The sequence below is a fragment of the Marinomonas posidonica IVIA-Po-181 genome (genome assembly GCF_000214215.1).
GTDB classification, from domain to species: Bacteria; Pseudomonadota; Gammaproteobacteria; order Pseudomonadales; family Marinomonadaceae; genus Marinomonas; species Marinomonas posidonica.
Genome location: NC_015559.1, coordinates 840,397 through 857,936, shown reverse-complemented (window position 1 = coordinate 857,936; position 17,540 = coordinate 840,397). Strand labels below are relative to the sequence as shown.

Annotated in this window: 15 protein-coding genes; 6 read left to right on the top strand and 9 right to left on the bottom strand. The window is 42.7% G+C overall.

Features of this window, described 5'->3' with window-relative positions:
* Nucleotides 1-8: 8 nt before the first annotated feature.
* The 3 genes from MAR181_RS03955 to MAR181_RS03945 all read right to left on the bottom strand — a co-directional run bounded on the left by MAR181_RS03955 (nucleotide 9) and on the right by MAR181_RS03945 (nucleotide 3,060).
* Nucleotides 9-938 carry a glycosyl transferase family 90 gene (locus MAR181_RS03955; RefSeq protein ID WP_013795303.1) on the bottom strand — a complete coding sequence of 310 codons (930 nt, stop codon included), beginning with the start codon at nucleotides 936-938 and terminating at the stop codon, nucleotides 9-11.
* A gap of 2 nt (nucleotides 939-940) precedes the next feature.
* Nucleotides 941-2,110 carry a nucleotide sugar dehydrogenase gene (locus MAR181_RS03950; RefSeq protein ID WP_013795302.1) on the bottom strand — a complete coding sequence of 390 codons (1,170 nt, stop codon included), beginning with the start codon at nucleotides 2,108-2,110 and terminating at the stop codon, nucleotides 941-943.
* Between the two features lie 110 nt (nucleotides 2,111-2,220).
* Nucleotides 2,221-3,060 carry a sulfurtransferase gene (locus MAR181_RS03945; protein WP_013795301.1) on the bottom strand — a complete coding sequence of 280 codons (840 nt, stop codon included), beginning with the start codon at nucleotides 3,058-3,060 and terminating at the stop codon, nucleotides 2,221-2,223.
* 109 nt (nucleotides 3,061-3,169) lie between these two features.
* Between MAR181_RS03945 and MAR181_RS03940 the strand changes: the two genes are divergently transcribed.
* On the top strand, nucleotides 3,170-3,931 hold the full coding sequence (locus MAR181_RS03940; RefSeq protein WP_013795300.1) for a TlyA family RNA methyltransferase: 762 nt from the start codon (nucleotides 3,170-3,172) through the stop codon (nucleotides 3,929-3,931).
* Nucleotides 3,932-3,941: 10 nt separating this feature from the next.
* On the opposite strand, the gene MAR181_RS03935 is transcribed toward MAR181_RS03940, so the two are convergent.
* Nucleotides 3,942-5,324 carry an MATE family efflux transporter gene (locus MAR181_RS03935; RefSeq protein ID WP_013795299.1) on the bottom strand — a complete coding sequence of 461 codons (1,383 nt, stop codon included), beginning with the start codon at nucleotides 5,322-5,324 and terminating at the stop codon, nucleotides 3,942-3,944.
* Between the two features lie 121 nt (nucleotides 5,325-5,445).
* Complete coding sequence (gene lon, locus MAR181_RS03930) at nucleotides 5,446-7,881, bottom strand: endopeptidase La (RefSeq protein ID WP_013795298.1); 2,436 nt, start codon at nucleotides 7,879-7,881, stop codon at nucleotides 5,446-5,448.
* A 242-nt stretch (nucleotides 7,882-8,123) separates the two neighbouring features.
* Between lon and upp the strand changes: the two genes are divergently transcribed.
* Complete coding sequence (gene upp / locus MAR181_RS03925; protein WP_013795297.1) at nucleotides 8,124-8,780, top strand: uracil phosphoribosyltransferase; 657 nt, start codon at nucleotides 8,124-8,126, stop codon at nucleotides 8,778-8,780.
* Between the two features lie 68 nt (nucleotides 8,781-8,848).
* Here upp and MAR181_RS03920 read toward each other — a convergent pair whose 3' ends face one another.
* From MAR181_RS03920 to MAR181_RS03910, 3 genes are all read right to left on the bottom strand, one after another.
* Nucleotides 8,849-9,472 carry a LysE family translocator gene (locus MAR181_RS03920; RefSeq protein WP_013795296.1) on the bottom strand — a complete coding sequence of 208 codons (624 nt, stop codon included), beginning with the start codon at nucleotides 9,470-9,472 and terminating at the stop codon, nucleotides 8,849-8,851.
* Nucleotides 9,469-10,116: a TetR/AcrR family transcriptional regulator gene (locus MAR181_RS03915; protein ID WP_013795295.1), complete on the bottom strand. Its 648-nt coding sequence runs from the start codon at nucleotides 10,114-10,116 to the stop codon at nucleotides 9,469-9,471. The genes MAR181_RS03920 and MAR181_RS03915 overlap by 4 nt, the downstream gene beginning before the upstream one ends.
* Nucleotides 10,117-10,562: 446 nt before the next feature.
* Nucleotides 10,563-11,714 carry a GGDEF domain-containing protein gene (locus MAR181_RS03910; RefSeq protein WP_013795294.1) on the bottom strand — a complete coding sequence of 384 codons (1,152 nt, stop codon included), beginning with the start codon at nucleotides 11,712-11,714 and terminating at the stop codon, nucleotides 10,563-10,565.
* 111 nt (nucleotides 11,715-11,825) lie between these two features.
* On the opposite strand from MAR181_RS03910, the gene MAR181_RS03905 reads away from it, so the two are divergent.
* The 3 genes from MAR181_RS03905 (at nucleotide 11,826) to MAR181_RS03895 (ending at nucleotide 15,909) form a co-directional block, all read left to right on the top strand.
* Nucleotides 11,826-12,800, top strand: coding sequence for a glutathione S-transferase family protein (locus MAR181_RS03905; protein WP_013795293.1), 975 nt, complete (start codon nucleotides 11,826-11,828; stop codon nucleotides 12,798-12,800).
* A 183-nt stretch (nucleotides 12,801-12,983) separates the two neighbouring features.
* The gene (locus MAR181_RS03900; protein WP_013795292.1) at nucleotides 12,984-13,835 is read left to right on the top strand and encodes a glucosaminidase domain-containing protein; all 852 of its coding nucleotides are present in this window, start codon (nucleotides 12,984-12,986) and stop codon (nucleotides 13,833-13,835) included.
* Nucleotides 13,836-13,992: 157 nt separating this feature from the next.
* Nucleotides 13,993-15,909 carry a beta-ketoacyl synthase gene (locus MAR181_RS03895; protein ID WP_013795291.1) on the top strand — a complete coding sequence of 639 codons (1,917 nt, stop codon included), beginning with the start codon at nucleotides 13,993-13,995 and terminating at the stop codon, nucleotides 15,907-15,909.
* Nucleotides 15,910-15,970: 61 nt separating this feature from the next.
* Here MAR181_RS03895 and MAR181_RS03890 read toward each other — a convergent pair whose 3' ends face one another.
* On the bottom strand, nucleotides 15,971-16,852 hold the full coding sequence (locus MAR181_RS03890; protein WP_013795290.1) for a LysR family transcriptional regulator: 882 nt from the start codon (nucleotides 16,850-16,852) through the stop codon (nucleotides 15,971-15,973).
* 139 nt (nucleotides 16,853-16,991) lie between these two features.
* On the opposite strand from MAR181_RS03890, the gene MAR181_RS03885 reads away from it, so the two are divergent.
* A complete protein-coding gene (locus tag MAR181_RS03885; protein WP_013795289.1) occupies nucleotides 16,992-17,531 on the top strand; it encodes a YceI family protein in 540 nt (179 codons plus the stop codon).
* Nucleotides 17,532-17,540 lie beyond the last annotated feature (9 nt).

Below are 17,540 nucleotides of genomic sequence, written 5' to 3'. Positions count from 1 at the left end.
TCAGAAACTCAACTATCCATTAGATCAAAATATTTACTAGCCACCAAAACAGAAATCAAATCTTCATTATCTTTATTTAAAAACTGTTTTACATATTGCTTTGCATTTTTAATTATATCTTTAGCTTCATTTGGATTTTCATTGTAATAATCTATTTTTTCTTTTAAGTCTGAGAAATCATCCTTAAGCTTGACATAGTGAAAGTCTGGCTTTAACAGACCCTCCATAAACCATGTTTCAAATCTAGGCTTCCTCATCATAACTAAAGAGTTTGAATTCATTGCCCATTTTAAATTTGTTGCTACATCTTTCCCTTCTATACTCACGATATACTTATAACGTAACTGATCTTTGATTGATAGAAATCCCTTGAAGCCTTCTTTGGTATGATCATTATGTCCAATATTGGCTGAAACGCATCCATAGTATAGATCAACAAAATCTTTTCTATGTTGATGATGCACCATTCCACGCCATACAGCCTGAGGCTTTTTGTCTTCAAATGGAGTGTCATCATTAATAAATTGATAATGCCGGACAGCATTCAATTTAAGTAAAACTGAGTTCTCATTATCATCTGATATTGGTCGACTTTTAACAAAAGTCGGCGTATCAGGTATATGTATAACATCACCAAAGATAAAGTCGAAAAAGTTATTTTTTGAAAAACGACGAATAACTCTTTTTGTATCTGCATAGTATGTGAAGCTCTTCGTCTTTTTAAACCCCCCCACTGAGACAGCTTGAGATGATCTCCTAAAAGACTTTGATAATTTACAATAATAATTAACCCTATTCATTATCTCATCCGTCACATTAGCAGATGCAATGATGTCATCCGCACTTGTAACAGGAAGCTTTAAAGCAAATGACTCCCCAATATAGTATCGAATTTTTGCGAGTCTATTTTTATAATATTGCCAATCCTTTTTTTTCATTCTCAAGCATCCCCACCAAAGAGGTCTCGGGTGTACACCTTTTCTTCAACATCCGTTACATCATCCGTTAAGCGGTTTGCAACAATGACGTCTGACAAGCGCTTGAATTCTGCCAAATCATTAATGACACGAGAGTTAAAGAACTGAGGTTCGTCTAAAGCGGGTTCATACACCACGACCTCCACGCCTTTGGCTTTAATACGCTTCATGACACCTTGTATAGCCGAGGCTCGAAAATTGTCCGAACCCGACTTCATTACTAAGCGATAAATACCAACGACTTTAGGCGAGTGTTTTAGGATGGATTCTGCAATGAAGTCTTTTCGAGTCACATTGGCATCCACAATCGCTCGAATGAGATTATTGGGCACCTGATCATAATTGGCTAAAAGCTGTTTAGTGTCTTTTGGCAAGCAATAGCCACCATAACCAAAGGATGGATTATTATAATGTTTACCAATCCTGGGATCCAATCCCACCCCTTCTATAATTTGTCGACTGTCCAATTGATGGGATTCAGCATAGCTGTCTAACTCATTGAAAAAAGCAACACGCATGGCTAAATAGGTATTGGCGAATAACTTAATTGCCTCCGCTTCTGTTGAGCCTGTGAGCAATACATCCACTTCTGCTTTTAGTGCCCCTTGCACAAGCAAGTCGGCAAAAACACGAGCTCGTTTAGACTCCTCCCCAACAATGATACGAGAAGGGTATAAGTTATCATGCAAAGCTTTTCCTTCACGCAAGAACTCAGGGGAAAATATTAAGTTGTTCGTTGCGAACTGCTGTCTCGCAGACTGAGTAAAACCAACCGGAACAGTCGACTTAATCACCATCACTGCATTTGGATTTAAACGACATACATCGGCAATGACAGACTCAACGTGGCGGGTATTAAAATAGTTGGTTTCTGGATCATAATCTGTGGGCGTTGCAATGATGATGTAATCCGCCCCTACATAAGCCTCTTCTTTGTCCAGAGTGGCCTTAAAGTTCAATTCATCTTGAGCAAGACTGCGCTCAATATCATCATCCTCTATTGGAGATTGTTTGGCATTCAGCATGGCTACTTTTTCAGGAATAATATCCAGCGCAACCACTTGGTTATGCTTAGCCAACAACAAAGCATTCGAAATGCCAACATAGCCAGTTCCAGCCACCGCAATTTTCATCAAACTCTACCTTAAACCAATTTGTTACATCCTAAAATATGTCCCTATTTTACAGTTTGAGAGTGAATTAAGAATGCCTAATTTAACTTTTATTCGCTTTTAAATAAAAATCAGTGTGCCTTAGTCAAACGTAACATCCGTTTTGCCCATTGACTCCAAGACCCCACATATACTCGCTGCGCTTCAATCCCCGAATAGTTTAATGCCAGTACATTATGGCAAGCTGTTACCCCTGAACCGCAATAATAAACATGGGCTTCTTCCTCTTGAGAAATCCAATCCTGCCACTCAACATGCAACTGCTCTGCTGGTTTGAAATAGCCTAGCTCATCAAGGTTATCCATAAAGGGACGATTGATTGCCCCCGGAATATGTCCTGCAACAGGGTCCATGGTCTCATTTTCACCCTCAAAACGATCAGCCGCTCTTGCATCCACCAATTGAAATTGATTCGTCTCAAAATTCTCAACAATACTTTGCTCGTCCACTGCCCAAGGAAATACAACATCAATCACTTCATTGGTTTTAGTACCGGTAAATTGCTGACATGAAACCTCTTTATCTTCCCTTAACCAAGCAGGATAACCACCATCCAACACTCGAACCTTGAGGCCTTGCTGAACCATCATCCACCAAGCTCGAGCAGCAATAGCACCGCCCATATCATCGTATATGACTACATCACTTTGCTTATCAATGCCCCATAACTGCAGTTGATTAGAGAATATCTGCTCTGATGGCAAAGGATGTCGTCCAGAAGTCTCACTTTCAGCAGCCGCTAACTGATGATGTACATCAACAAAAATAGCATTGGGTAAATGTCCTTCTTGATACAGCAAATTCCCTTTAGCTAAATCCGTCAAATAAAAGCGACAGTCCAATAATACTAAATTTGGTGAATCTAGAAGTGACTCTAATTCTTCTGTTGTGATCAAGGTCGTCGGTATCACAGGCTCTCCTCAGATGGATGGTACAGCGCTATTCACTTACCCATTAAGCTATTTTGCTTGGTCTAATTTTGATAATATAGCAGCTAATATTGTCATTAACGGTTTCATTATGTTACGCATTGATCTTCTGCTTACCGAACAAGGTCTCGCCAAGTCACGCTCACAAGCGCAAAGCTTTATCCACGAAGGCAGAGTGTCTTATTTATCAAACGATCAATGGAACACTATTACCAAAGCCAGCTTAAAACTACCAACCGATACCGAGTTAAATGTCACTCAAAAAGACACAGACAAATATGTGTCACGTGGGGCGCTAAAACTTGAAGGGGCTTTATCCCATACAAAATTGGACATTACTCACTTTCAAGTATTAGATATCGGCCAATCTACTGGAGGCTTTAGCGATTGCGCCATTCAACATGGCGCAAAGCAGGTCGTAGGCATTGAGGTAGGTCACGGCCAGCTGGATTCAAGCTTAATCAATCATCCACAGATTGTTTGCTTGGAAGGAATAAATGCACGGCATTTATCTAAAGAAGACTTGCAAAACCATTTACCTGAAGCTGGTTTCGATCTGACAGTGATGGATGTCTCTTTTATTTCACAAACGAAAATCTTACCGCAAATTCCACCTCTACTTAAAGAAGGCGGTCACCTCATTACTCTAGTAAAACCTCAGTTTGAAGTGGGCAAAGAATTTGTGGGTAAAGGCGGGATAGTAAAAGATCAAAAAAGAGTCATGGTATTAGCCAATGACATCAAAGCCTTTGTCGCTGATTTAGGACTTCAAGTGCAATGTTACATTGAGAGCCCAATCAAAGGTGGCGATGGTAATCGTGAATTCTTACTGTGGGCAATCAAAACGTCATGATCAACCCCCCTTAAATCATTTCATCAAAGCCAGTAGCAGAGCCAGAAGGCAGTATTTCTTTGGCTTCTTTTTCTTCCAATTCAACGATGTAGTTTCTTGCCATATACAAGCCTAACACGCCAAAAATAACCGAACCAACTGCCTGACCGAACAAAATCCCTTCCGCCCCCATAAACCAAGAAAAAACAATAATTAATGGCCAAGTCCCTATCGTAGCTCGACCAAAATTTAACAAGGTACTGTGAAGAGGACGACCAAGGTTATTAAAAGTCGCAATGGCGATAAACAACAAACTCTGGAAGAAAAAACTGAAAGAGACAAAGGTCGCAAAAAAACGGATGAGATCCGCACTGGCCGGAGACGCATTGAACACCACCACCAGCCAATCCTGCAATGCATACAAGGCCCAACACAACAAAAAACAGTATCCCAAGGCATAAATCACCGCACTTGAAATGGTTTGATGCATCCGGTCAAAACGACCCGCTCCGTAGTTTTGCCCCAATATAGGGCCAACAGCTCCCGATAATGCAAATAAGCCACCAAAGATAACCGGTATAATACGACCAATAATGGCCACCGCAGCCACCGCGTCATCGCCAAAAGAAGCGGTATGTTCCATCACAATAGCATTTGCTAGAGGCGAAGACATGTTCGTCAGCATGGCAGGAACAGCAATCACCGCAATACATCGAACGTCTTTAAAAAAGTCCATCAGATCAAATTCGCCTAACATTTTATGGACGTGAACCACACCATAATAAGACACAGCCACCATAGAGAAACGAGCCAGCAAAGACGCAATGGCGGCACCGTCTACTCCAAGACCAAAGGCAAAAATAAAGATAGGATCTAGAACGGCATTCACCAAGCCACCAATCATAGTCGCGTACATTGCACGCTTGGCATCGCCCAAGGCACGCATAATCCCGGAACCAATCATACCTATCATCACAGCAGGCATGCCCAATATCAGAATCTGCAAATAACCGGTTGCCAGATCTAGAGCCCGTCCAGTGGCACCAATGAAAAATAAAATATGCGGAATTTTTGGCCATAAAAACCAAACAACTAGGGAGGAAAATAGAATACCAAATGCCAGTACATTGACAGCTCTACGTTTTGCTAACTCAAGGTTGCGCTCCCCAATCGCACGAGAAACCAAAGCGGTCGCTGCGATGGAAATGGCGATACTCAGCGAGACCGTAAAAAACATAATAGTGCTGGCATAACCCACTGCCGCTACGGCTTCTTTTTCTCCCAACATGGAGAGAAACAGCATATCGACTAAATCCACCAAAAACATGCACATTAACCCTAACGCACTGGTAACCGACATGGTTACCACGTGTTTAAACGTTGAGCCTTGTGTGAGTTTTGCCGAACTGGGCATTCATTTCCCCTAATAACCTAACTATAAAAAAACCGGGCAAGCCTGAGCCTACCCGGTTGATTCATTTTCTCATGACTAGAGCATGATGAGAATGCCTAGTTTGTGGACAAATTAGTGAACATCAATGAAGGTTACTAACATGACGGCCAAAAACCACCTTTTCAACATCCGCAAAACGTTCTGCAAAATGCACCGTCATACCGTCTTTAACGGACTCAGGTAACTCATCAAAGTCTCGTCGATTTGGTTCAGGCAAAATTACTTCATTAATTTTACTACGCTTGGCCGCGATAATTTTTTCACGAATGCCACCAACAGCCAGTACTTGACCTGTCAAGGTCAACTCCCCCGTCATCGCCAAACCACGACGAATCGGCTCACCTTTTGCCAATGACATTAAAGCCGTTGCCATAGTAACGCCCGCACTTGGACCATCTTTTGGCGTTGCCCCTTCTGGCACATGTAAATGGATCATGCTTTTATCAAAAAACTCCGGCGCTCGTTGATAACTCTTGGTATGAGAAAACACGTAAGAGTACGCGATGTCGGCAGACTCTTTCATCACATCGCCCAGTTTACCTGTTAACTTCAGTCCACGAGTCAGCTCATGCACTTTAGTGGCCTCAATTGGTAAAGTAGCGCCCCCCATAGAAGTCCAAGCCAAGCCAGTCACAACGCCAACACCTTGAAGTGTCTTTTCTGGACGGAAATAAGGCATGCCAAGTAATGTTTCGACGTCTTTAATACCAACATTGATATGGTGCTTCTCACCTGTCATGAGTTCTACGACACATTTACGCAGTATTTTTTGCAGTAACTTATCCATACCTCGCACGCCAGCTTCTCGCGCATAATGCTCAATCACATGTCGCAATGCCGCATCAGTGATATTTAACTGCTTTTTAAGTAGTTTGTTTTTCTTAAGCAACTTCGGCCATAGATGCTGCTTAGCAATCGCCAACTTTTCATCAGCAATGTAACCAGATAAGCGAATCACATCCATTCGATCCAACAAAGGTGATGGAATCGTATCCAACTGATTGGCAGTACAAATAAACAAAGCTTTCGACAAATCAATGCGCATGTCCAAATAATGATCCAAAAACTCACTGTTTTGCTCAGGATCAAGCGCCTCTAATAAAGAAGAGGCCGGATCGCCCTGAAAAGATGAACCAATCTTGTCGATCTCATCTAGCATGATCACAGGGTTCTCTACTTGCACATCTTTTAGCGCCTGAACAAACTTACCTGGCAAGGCACCAATGTATGTTCGTCTATGACCTTTTATTTCTGCTTCATCACGCATGCCACCAAGACTAAACCGATAAAATTTTCGATTTAGTGATTCTGCAATGGATTTACCAATGGAAGTTTTACCCACACCTGGTGGACCAACCAACAATAAAATTGAGCCCCCCATTTCACCACGGTGCGCACCAAGGGCCAAAAACTCGACAATGCGATCTTTGATGTCACTTAATCCAGCATGATGAGACTCTAACACCTCTCGCGCCGCTTTAATGTCCAAATTGTCGTCAGAGTGCACCCCCCAAGGCAAAGACGTTGCCCAATCTAAATAATTACGCGTCACGCCATATTCTGGAGAACCTGTCTCTAAAATACTCAGTTTATGCAGCTCTTCGTCGATTTTATCTGAAACCGTTTTAGAAAGCGTTTTACCTTGCAAGCGTTCTTCAAAACTCTCAATGTCTGACGTACGATCGTCTTTCGAAATTCCCAACTCTTTTTGGATGACTTTAAGCTGTTCTTTTAAAAAAAAGTCTCGTTGATGCTTACCTATTTTATCATTCACTTCTGCACTGATCTCATTTTGTAAACGAGCAATTTCAAGCTCCTTACGCAACAAGGTTAATGATAAGTGCATGCGCGTTTGAACAGGGATGGTTGCCAACACATCGTACAAGTCTTCCGCGTCCGCAGACGTAATGGAGGCGGCAAAATCCGCCAACAAACCGGACTCATTAAACGAAAAACGACCGAGGTATTGACGTAAATCTTCACTGAATAATGGATTGAGTCGAATCAGCTCTTTAATCGCATCCAAAATCGCTATGGAATAGGCCTTTGCTTCATCGTCATTAGCCTTAGCATCATTGATATAGCGAACTCTCGCTAGATAGGGCGCCGTTTCACTCAGCCATTCTATTACTTCAAAGCGTTTCACACCTTGCGCTAAGAAAGTCAGTTTATCGTTTTGTTTCTCGGCTTTGTGTACACGTGCAACACAACCGATGGATCGAAGCATGTCAACAGGTGGAGCCCCCTTGCCTACTTTTTCAGCGTAAACTAAACCAACTGCAGCCTGTGGATGTTCAGCAATACGCTCCAAAGTATCTTCCCATTGCTCTGCATCTACCATCACAGGCTGTACCTGTGCAGGAAAAAACGGACGGCTGGAAATTGGCAGGATGTAAAGGGTATCTGGTAATACATCGTCAGGAAGGGCTAACGCTTTCGGATCACTTATGACCACACTTTCCTCTTCGGACAAAATGTCATCGTCATGTTGATCAATGTAATGCTCATCATCAGTCATTGCTAATCTCTTTCTTTGGCTCTGTTTACGAAAACAAAGTCGTTGTCTAAATGTATTGAGTTATTTCTTATGTAATGACGATCTTGCCAAAAACAAGTTCCCCTAATCAGTTATGACAAGCTGCTAACTAGGAGGACAAGATTAAATGTTCAGCCAAAAGTGAGTTAGTGGTATCATCAGCACAAATATTGCGTCACCACTATTGCAACGCCCTCAGCTCGCCAAACGAAAAGGAAAAGCGTATGACCCGCGAACAACTACTCACAAAATATGACGATATTTTTGTCATCAACCACCCTTTCGTAAAACACAAGCTAACCAGTTTGCGCGACAAAAACACCAGCACTCGTGAATTCCGAATGCTGGTTGAAGAACTCGGCACCTTAATTGGTTACGAAGCGACTCGCGATTTAGATACCATTGATATTGAAATTGAAACCCCGCTTGAGACAGCCATGTGCCCAGTCTTAAAAGGAAAAAAACTTTGCATTGTCACCATCATGCGTGCTGGTAATGGTTTGGCCGAAGGTGTTTTGAAACTATCACCTTCTGCTCGTGTTGGTCATGTGGGACTGTACCGCGACCCAGAAACCAAGCAGCCTGTTGAATACTATTTAAAAATGCCACATTCAGTAAATGAACGAACCATTATTGTAGTAGACCCAATGCTGGCAACCGGTAATTCTGCCATCATGGCGATTGATAAGATGAAAAAAATGGGCGCTTCAGACATTCGATTCATTTGTCTTTTTGCGGCACCGGAAGGCATTCAAGCTTTCAAAGAAGCACACCCAGATGTGGCCATGTACATTGGCACTATTGATCGCGGTTTAGACGAACATGCTTATATCCGCCCAGGAGTTGGTGACGCGGGTGACCGCATTTACGGCACGCGCTAATCATAAAAGTCATAAAAAAGCCGCCAAAAAGCATTATGCTGTGGCGGCTTGTGGTACGAACCTAAAACCTAACTTCTTAAAGCCAAATATCCGCCTGCACTGATCATAATACTACCAGCCACTCGATTAAGGGCTTTCATCGCCGAGCTAGATTTCATCATGCGACGCGCTTGTGACACACTCACTGACACCAAGGTTAACCCCAGCATAAGCGCAACAAAGGCCAACACCGATGCCAACGCGATGTCCCAAGTGGTCAAAATGGTCAAATCCATGAAGGTCGGTAAAAATGCGATGTAAAACAAAATGACTTTCGGGTTTGATGCGGAGATCATAAAACCTTGTGCCAAACTGGCCATTTCTTGCTTAGACGACTTTGCCACTGGCACTTCCTCCATGTGACTTACCAAAGGCGCTTTCCACATTTTCCAACCTAAGTAGATCAGATACGCAGCACCAAGATACCGAATGGCCAAAAACAGCCCTTCCATAGTTTGCGCAATCACTGCCAACCCCAAACAAGCCATAACCAAATACAGGATATCAGCCGCCGTCATACCAACACACAAAGTCACACTGGCACGAGCACCTTGAGTCATGCTTCTTGCAATGATGGCAAATACACCTGGCCCCGGCGTTATACCGAAGATAAAAATAGCGACAAAAAAAGTAAGACTACTTTCGACAGTCATAGCAACTCCTTCACACCACAACCTGCTAACACCATTCGCGTGATAAAGACTTTTGCCTCATCATAATCACTTTCACCCAAACATTCTTTTTGCAACATAATGCGCACCTGTGCATCAAAATCTGCGTAGGTCTGTGTCATGGCCCAAATACTGATAAACAAATGCTCTACTGGCACAGGGTCCATTAACTCCTCATTGACCCATGTTTCAATCGTGGCTTTTTCACGACTCAATTCAGAAACAAACAAGCGACGTAAGTAATCCAGCACAAAGGGCTCTTCACCGATTAACGCCATAGCAAATACCTTAGAGGCATTTTTATTATCACGAGACTGATCAATCTTCTCACTTATGTATCGAGTTAGATTCCGCTTTGGACCTTCCTCGACATTAAATTCGCTGACAGAGTGAAGCCACATTTCCAAAATACGCTCTAACACAGCTTCCAATAAATCTTTTTTCGATCGGTAATAATAATGCACATTAGCTTTAGGTAAGCCAGCCTCATCAGCAATCATTTGGGTTGTGGTCTTTGCCAACCCTTGACGAGCAAACACTCGCTCCGATGTTTCCAATATAAGAGTTTGATTTTGCGCTCTAATGTGTGCTTTCAGCTGATCTTTAGGTCGTTTTGCGTCGCTCAAAGTCTAGCCTCGCTGCTTTCTAGTCAATAGTAGGGGAAACTCTGATTATCCTATTCAGAGAGAGTATAAGAATAACACTCTTTGACGCTGTCACGAAGGTAGCCGAATACAAAATATGCCAGATCCTAAATTCACTCAACACACTAAGGAAATAAAAAAAGACCAGCAAAAAGATCACAATAAAGAGAAGGCAGGTATGAAATGCAGGCATAAAAAAAGGGAGCCGAAGCTCCCCATTTCCCCTCGTAACAGAGACTCAAATAACTATAGGCATTCATTATTTAAGCTAACTGTTACACCACGTTGGCGCTGTGATTAAGGCCCATATAAATGACATGTACCTTAATGTTCTTGAATTCTGAGATTAATTATAGACAGCTGATGTAACAGTGCAATAGTTTGAACCAAAAAAACTAAACAAACGGTCAATTTTTTTATTTTTCGATTTAAATTTTCGCAGGGAGTGACTTAGAAACTCGGTTACGGCCCTTCTCCTTCGATTGATACAGAGCCTCATCCGCTCGTTTGAGCACATTGGTTGGTATCTCACCAGCGGACGCAAATGCCACACCAATACTCGCCGTCACATTCACCTCAATGTCCTTTTTCTTTTTAGGATCAAGGACTTCAACTTGAGCGTCCTCAATACTTTCACGCACTGTCTCTAAAACCGCCTCGACCTCTTTCACCTGAGCTCGCCGAAAAACCAACGTAAACTCTTCACCACCATAGCGAAAAGCTCGACCTGGAGCAGAAAACAACTTTAATTGCTGGGCAACGCTCTTTAACACCTTATCTCCCATATCGTGGCCATAGGTGTCATTGAACTTTTTAAAATGATCCACATCGACCATGGCGATGGCATAATTCTTGGACAAGCCAACCAACTGCTCATTCAAGGCACGACGTCCTGGTAAGCGCGTCATGTCGTCCAAATACGCCATACGATAACTTTCCATCAATAGGAACCAGATCCACAACAGACATTGCGCCGACAGCAAGGTGTCGTATTGCACACCTGAGACACTAAAGCGAGAAATGATGATCAGACTCAAAATACTAATCAAACCACTGGCATGAAAAGCATCATTACTTAACCACCATGCCATGGCCATAAGCATGATACTGACGACAAGGCCAAACCAAAGCAATAAATCAGACCAAGTGAAAGGCAGTTGGAAAACCGCTTGATCAAGAAATGCAAAAGACACCCAGTGACGTTCAACCGCATAACACCAACACACTAGCATGGCGACAAACAGTAAGCGATTGACAGCAAAGCGATTAAAAAAACCTCTCTCCTTAACAAACGCCAACAACGCTACACAAAAACAAGACACCACCAAATACGCGGTTATGGAAGCTGTTTGATTCGAGCCCCCATACAATTTGGGGATCAACAGCAGCAACACCAGAATAAAAACACGGCCCTTATTAAAATGCCAAGCAAGTAAAATGGCGACACCTGCTAGAATCAAAGGCATCAACGGCAAAATACTGACCCAAACGGGCGGCAGTAAGCCAACATATAAGCTCGCATAGACACTTAGGAGCAAGATACAACATGGTGCGAACAAAGAACCAAAACGCTCAGACATAGGACAACCAAACCCATCGAATCATTCGATTAAATACGACCAATATATTGCCCCGAAACGCGTTCTGTTTCATTAATAATATGCAGAAATATAAAAGATAAGGAAAAGACAATGGGATTATTAGTAGATGGCGAATGGGTCGACCAATGGTACGACACCAAAAAGTCACAAGGTAAGTTCATCCGTAGCGAAGCCGTCTTTCGAAACTGGATTTATTCAAGCGATCAGTACGATGCCAATCAAGACGATCATTTCCCAGCCGAAGTTGGACGCTATCATTTGTACGTTTCTTTGGCATGTCCTTGGGCGCACCGTACTTTGATATTCCGACATCTGAAACAATTAGAAGACATCATCAGCGTCAGCTGTGTTCACCCAGACATGTTAGAAAATGGCTGGGAATTCAAGGCAGATACCAATTTCCAAGATGGACATGTCGCCAATGGTGATCCATTACATCAATTTCAATTTGCTCACCAAATTTATACCAAGGCCAAACAAGATTACAGCGGACGAGTCACCGTACCCATTTTATGGGACAAAAAAACGAACACTATTGTTTCAAATGAGTCCGCAGATATCATTCGCATGTTTAATAGTGCCTTTAATAAGCTCACTGGAAACACCTTAGATTTTTACCCAGACGAACTTGCCCCAGAGATTGATGAGATAAATGATAAGGTTTATCACACACTGAACAATGGCGTGTATAAATGCGGCTTTGCCACCACTCAAGTGGCTTATGAGGAAGCTTTAACACCATTGTTTGAAACACTGGATTATCTAGACGATAGATTACAAGATCGACACTATTTAATGGGTAACCAACAAACTGAGGCTGACTGGCGCTTATTTACCACCTTAATTCGTTTTGATGCCGTGTACTTTGGTCACTTCAAATGCAATCTAAAACGCATTCTCGACTACCCAAATATCAATCGCTACTTACGAACTTTGTATGAATATCAAGGAATCGCTGAAACGGTCAACTTTGATCATATAAAGCGGCACTATTACTACAGCCACAAAAACATCAACCCGACTCAGGTTGTTCCCGTTGGCCCAAGCCAATTATTTTTAGCTTAGTCTTGATAAGGTATACGAATGATGGCGCCCGAAAACGTCATCATATCGTCTGCGAATATTCTAAAGACTGTTAAATTGAACGCATTTTAAGGATAATGGTGCCTCTTTTGCTTTTTGATAGCGCCTCGACATTGAGCGAAATAAAGCAAATCCCTATGTTATAGTTGAGAGTTGTAGCTGTTTATGGAAAAGAAAATACTCTGGGTTATCACAATAATACTAATTTTAGTTTTATGGATTAAAACCGGCCCATTTCAGGATGAAGAGGACGTAACGGATGCAGACACGACAGAAAAAGTCAGTTCAGCTGGTGAAGCAACACAAGACGAGAAGGATTACTTCAAATCTCACCCCATCCAAACCAAAGCGCCCGACTTCCAAGCGATAACAGATGTTAAGGCTCGTAAAAAAGCCTTCTTCGAATACTTATCTCCTTTTGCCAAAGAAAAGAATGATTTGATCCTAGCCGATCGAGAACGCCTAAATACTATACTTAAAAAGTCAAATACACTGTCTAACAAAGAGATTGCTTGGATATCAAAACTACGTAAAGACAACAAGCTCAAAGTGCGTGACCAGTACTCGACACAAGAACTTCAAACACTATTGACGCGCCTTGATATCATTCCTACGTCATTGGTACTTGCACAAGCGGCCAACGAATCGGCATGGGGCACTTCTCGCTTCGCCACTCAAGGCAACAATTATTTCGGACAATGGTGTTTTCGCAAAGGCTGCGGCCTAGTACCTGTTTCTCGTGATAATGATGCCGATCATGAAGTCCGAAAATTCCACGATGCTCGTGAATCTGTATTCGCATATATAGATAACCTCAACACCAACTCAGCCTATAAAAAACTTCGAAACACCCGTGCTAACCTTAGGCAACAAGACGAAGTCATTACAGGCTTAGCATTGGCTCAAGGCTTAGAGCATTATTCCCAGCGTGGCCATGCTTACGTTAAGGAAATCATTGGCTTGATTAACTACAACAAGCTATGGCGCTTTAACCGCATACAAGCAAATAATGAGTAACCATCTTTTATTGCACTTTTTTCCGAATCCAAGATAGAAAAAATGTAATAAAATGCAAGTTTACGTTACTAAATTACTGTGTCTGGGGTGGCTAAGCGCCATCCCCTTCATTACAATACCGTAATATTTTACTCATCCCTAAAACGAGGAAATTCAATTGGCCCGTTTACCTGTTATTGTTGGCTTTGGCGGAATTAATTCGGCTGGTCGTACTTCATCACATCAAGCTTATCGCCGAATCGTATTTGATCTTCTACCAAACTCAATCCAGCAGGATGTGTTATTGGATCTTGCAACGCTAACCAATATGGCGGAGCACAAAAATGGGCTTTGGCAAACTGACACTGGTGAGACACTCAATGCAGAAGCATTAGTGGACAGCATTGGTGAAGAACTCCTAGCTAAAACGCTCATTCGCCGTATTCATCCAAGTCTTTTTGATGTTGATCATGTCACCATCCATAAAGCGACGTCCTTACAAGCAGTTTCCAATGAAGAGAAATTTAGCTTTAGAGCGAAAACTCGCTCTTTACCAAAAAACAGACCTTCAAACTGGAAGGTCACCTCTGTGTCCGACACCATCAGTGAAATTACCGTTGATGGTAACTTAGAAGCCTTCGTAAAAGACACTAAACCATTGGCCGTAAAATCTGCAGGACAACTACCAACAGGATTTGATGCTGGTAAGCTCTACCAGAGCCGTAACCACCCTCGTGGTTTGCAAATGACGGTTTACGGCGCATCCGATGCGATTAAGAGCAGTGGAATTGATTGGGAGCTCATTCGCAGTAAAGTCTCCCCTGACAAAATGGCCGTGTATGCCGCCAATTCCATTGGCCAAATGGACGATTTAGGCTTCGGTGGTATGTTGAAATCGGCCCTTATGGGCAAACGTACCACTTCAAAACATTTGCCTCTTGGCTATGCACAAATGCCAGCCGACTTTGTCAGCGCTTACTTACTTGGAAGTGTTGGTAATGTGGGAACAGCGATTGGTGCTTGTGCGACCTATTTCTTCAATTTAGAACGCGCGGTAGATGGCATAAAATCCGGCAAATTCCGTGTGGCCATGGTTGGAGGAAGTGATGCACCTATCACTCCTGAAATCATTGAAGGCTTCCGAACCATGGGGGCATTGGCTGAAGACGTTTCATTGCTAGCTTTGGATAAATTAAGCCAGCACGATGAGCCAGATCACACTCGCAGCTGTCGCCCTTTTGCAGAAAACTGTGGTTTCACCATTGGAGAATCAAGTCAATGGACACTGTTAATGGATGATGAGCTTGCTATTGAGCTCGGTGCTCAAATATTTGGCGCCATTCCAGCGGTGTATTCCCATGCAGATGGCCACAAAAAATCCATTTCGGCACCGGGTGTTGGTAACTATCTAACCATGAGTAAAGCCATGGCGTATTTAGAAAACATCGTCGGCAACGAAGGCTTAACTAAACGCACCTTTATTCAAGCTCACGGTACCAGCACGCCACAAAACCGCATTACCGAATCACATGTATTGAGCAAAGCGGCCACCAGCTTTGGTGCAACAGACATACCAGTCGTTGCTATGAAAGCGTTTTTAGGTCATTCGCAAGGCACTGCCGGTGGCGATCAATTACACCTTTCGCTCGGCGTTTGGCAGGATGGTATTTTACCTGGCATCACCACCTCTAATGCCATTGCCGATGATGTGTATCAAGACGGTTTGAAATTCCAATTGAAGCACGAACACTACGGTGCTGAGTATTTTGACGCCGCCTTGCTAAACTCAAAAGGCTTTGGCGGCAACAATGCAACCGCAATACTGCTGTCTCCTCAGCAAGTAATGAAAATGTTAGCAAAACGTTATTCAGCGGAGCAATTAGCAGATTATCAACAGAAGAAAGCCACTGTGGTTGAAAATGCGGCCGAATACAATCAAGCCGCCATTCGTGGTGAAGTCTTACCAACCTACAAGTTCGGCTTTAATGTGCTTGGAGGAGAGGAATTGGACATCACCAACCAGCATATCAAACTGCCTGGCTACGACCTTCCAGTTGATCTTCACATCAATAACGACTTTGACGATTTGACCTAATCTTAAAGCATTGCGCTGCTGCTTGAATACGTTCTAAACGTCTTTCAAGCAGCACTCTAATCTACAAATTTTCCTGTAAGAATTCGAGTAACAATCGTGTTTTCTGGGACATCAATTTACGCTGTGGATAAATCGCGTGAAAACTGATTTCATACCCTTTCCATTGTGGCAAAACATTGACCAATGCACCTGACTCTAGGTATTTCGATACCAAAAATTCCGGCTGATAAATGACACCAACACCTTCTAGAGCCAATCGTGCCAACGCTCCACCATTATTGGCCCGACAATTCCCAGACACCACAATCGATTGACGCTCACCTTTAGCGTCCGTAAAGTGCCAGTGATCAGATGTCATGGTATTGGTATAAAGCAAACAATTATGGCGTTGCAAATCTTCTAAAGACCTAACCGCACCATATCGCTCAAGATACTCCGGAGAAGCACATACATAAGACCCGGCAGTACAAAGCTTACGAGCAACAAATTGATCGCCCCCCAATTGACCACCGCGAATCGCTAGGTCTACGCCGGACTCCGTCATGTCGACACGTTTATCGTTAAAATCCACCTCCAATTCAATCTGTGGATATAAACGAGTAAAACTGTCGAGCAAAGGCACTAAATGCGTCAAACCAAAATCCATTGGCACACTGACTTTTAATAACCCTTTTGGCTTTTGTGCTAAGTCCCCTATTTCACTTTCAGCCTCTTCTAGTGCATCTAAGATAGACACACAATGTTGATAATATTTTTGGCCAGCATGGGTCACACTGATGTTGCGGGTATTCCTTTGCAATAACTTGGTTCCCAACTCATCTTCAATAAAGTTAATATAACGAGTTACCATAGGTCTTGAGATAGCAAGCGAATCACTGGCCAACTTAAAGCTCTCCACCTCATACACTCGGCAAAACACCTTCATTGCTTGTAACTTATCCATTTCACTCACCTAAAATCAAAAAAGTTCCCATTTTATTATTTCATTATAGTTAATATTGAATTGTTTTTTTAGCAGATTATTTATTAAAAAAAAGATACTAAACTGTGCGGATACATAAATCTAAATAAGGAGAACATACATGAAAGCAATAGCAATTAGCGCTTTGGCTTTAGCCTCTAGCCTTTCTTTCGCAGCAGACTACAAAGTCGATACAGCTCACTCTGCAGTCATTTTCAAAATCGGCCACTTGGGTGTGAGCACCACAGTAGGGCGTTTTGACGAGTTCAGCGGTGACTTCTCATTCGCTGATGATGGCAAATCTGGCTCAGCGACACTAACTATCCAAGCTGACAGCGTTGACACCAATCACGATGCTCGTGACAAACACTTACGCAGTCCAGACTTCCTAGACGTTAAACAGTTCCCAACCTTAACATTCACCAGCAGCCAATTTGACGGTGACACACTGACAGGTGATCTAACATTACATGGCGTTACTAAAGCCGTCACATTTGATGTTGAAAAAGTTGGTGAAGGTAAAGATCCATGGGGTGGTTACCGTTCTGGTTTTGAAGCCACAACAACCATTAACCGCAGTGATTTTGGCATCACTTATTTCATCCCAGGTGTCACCGATACGACAGAAATCGAAGTATACGTGGAAGGCATTCGCCAATAAGACAGTTTA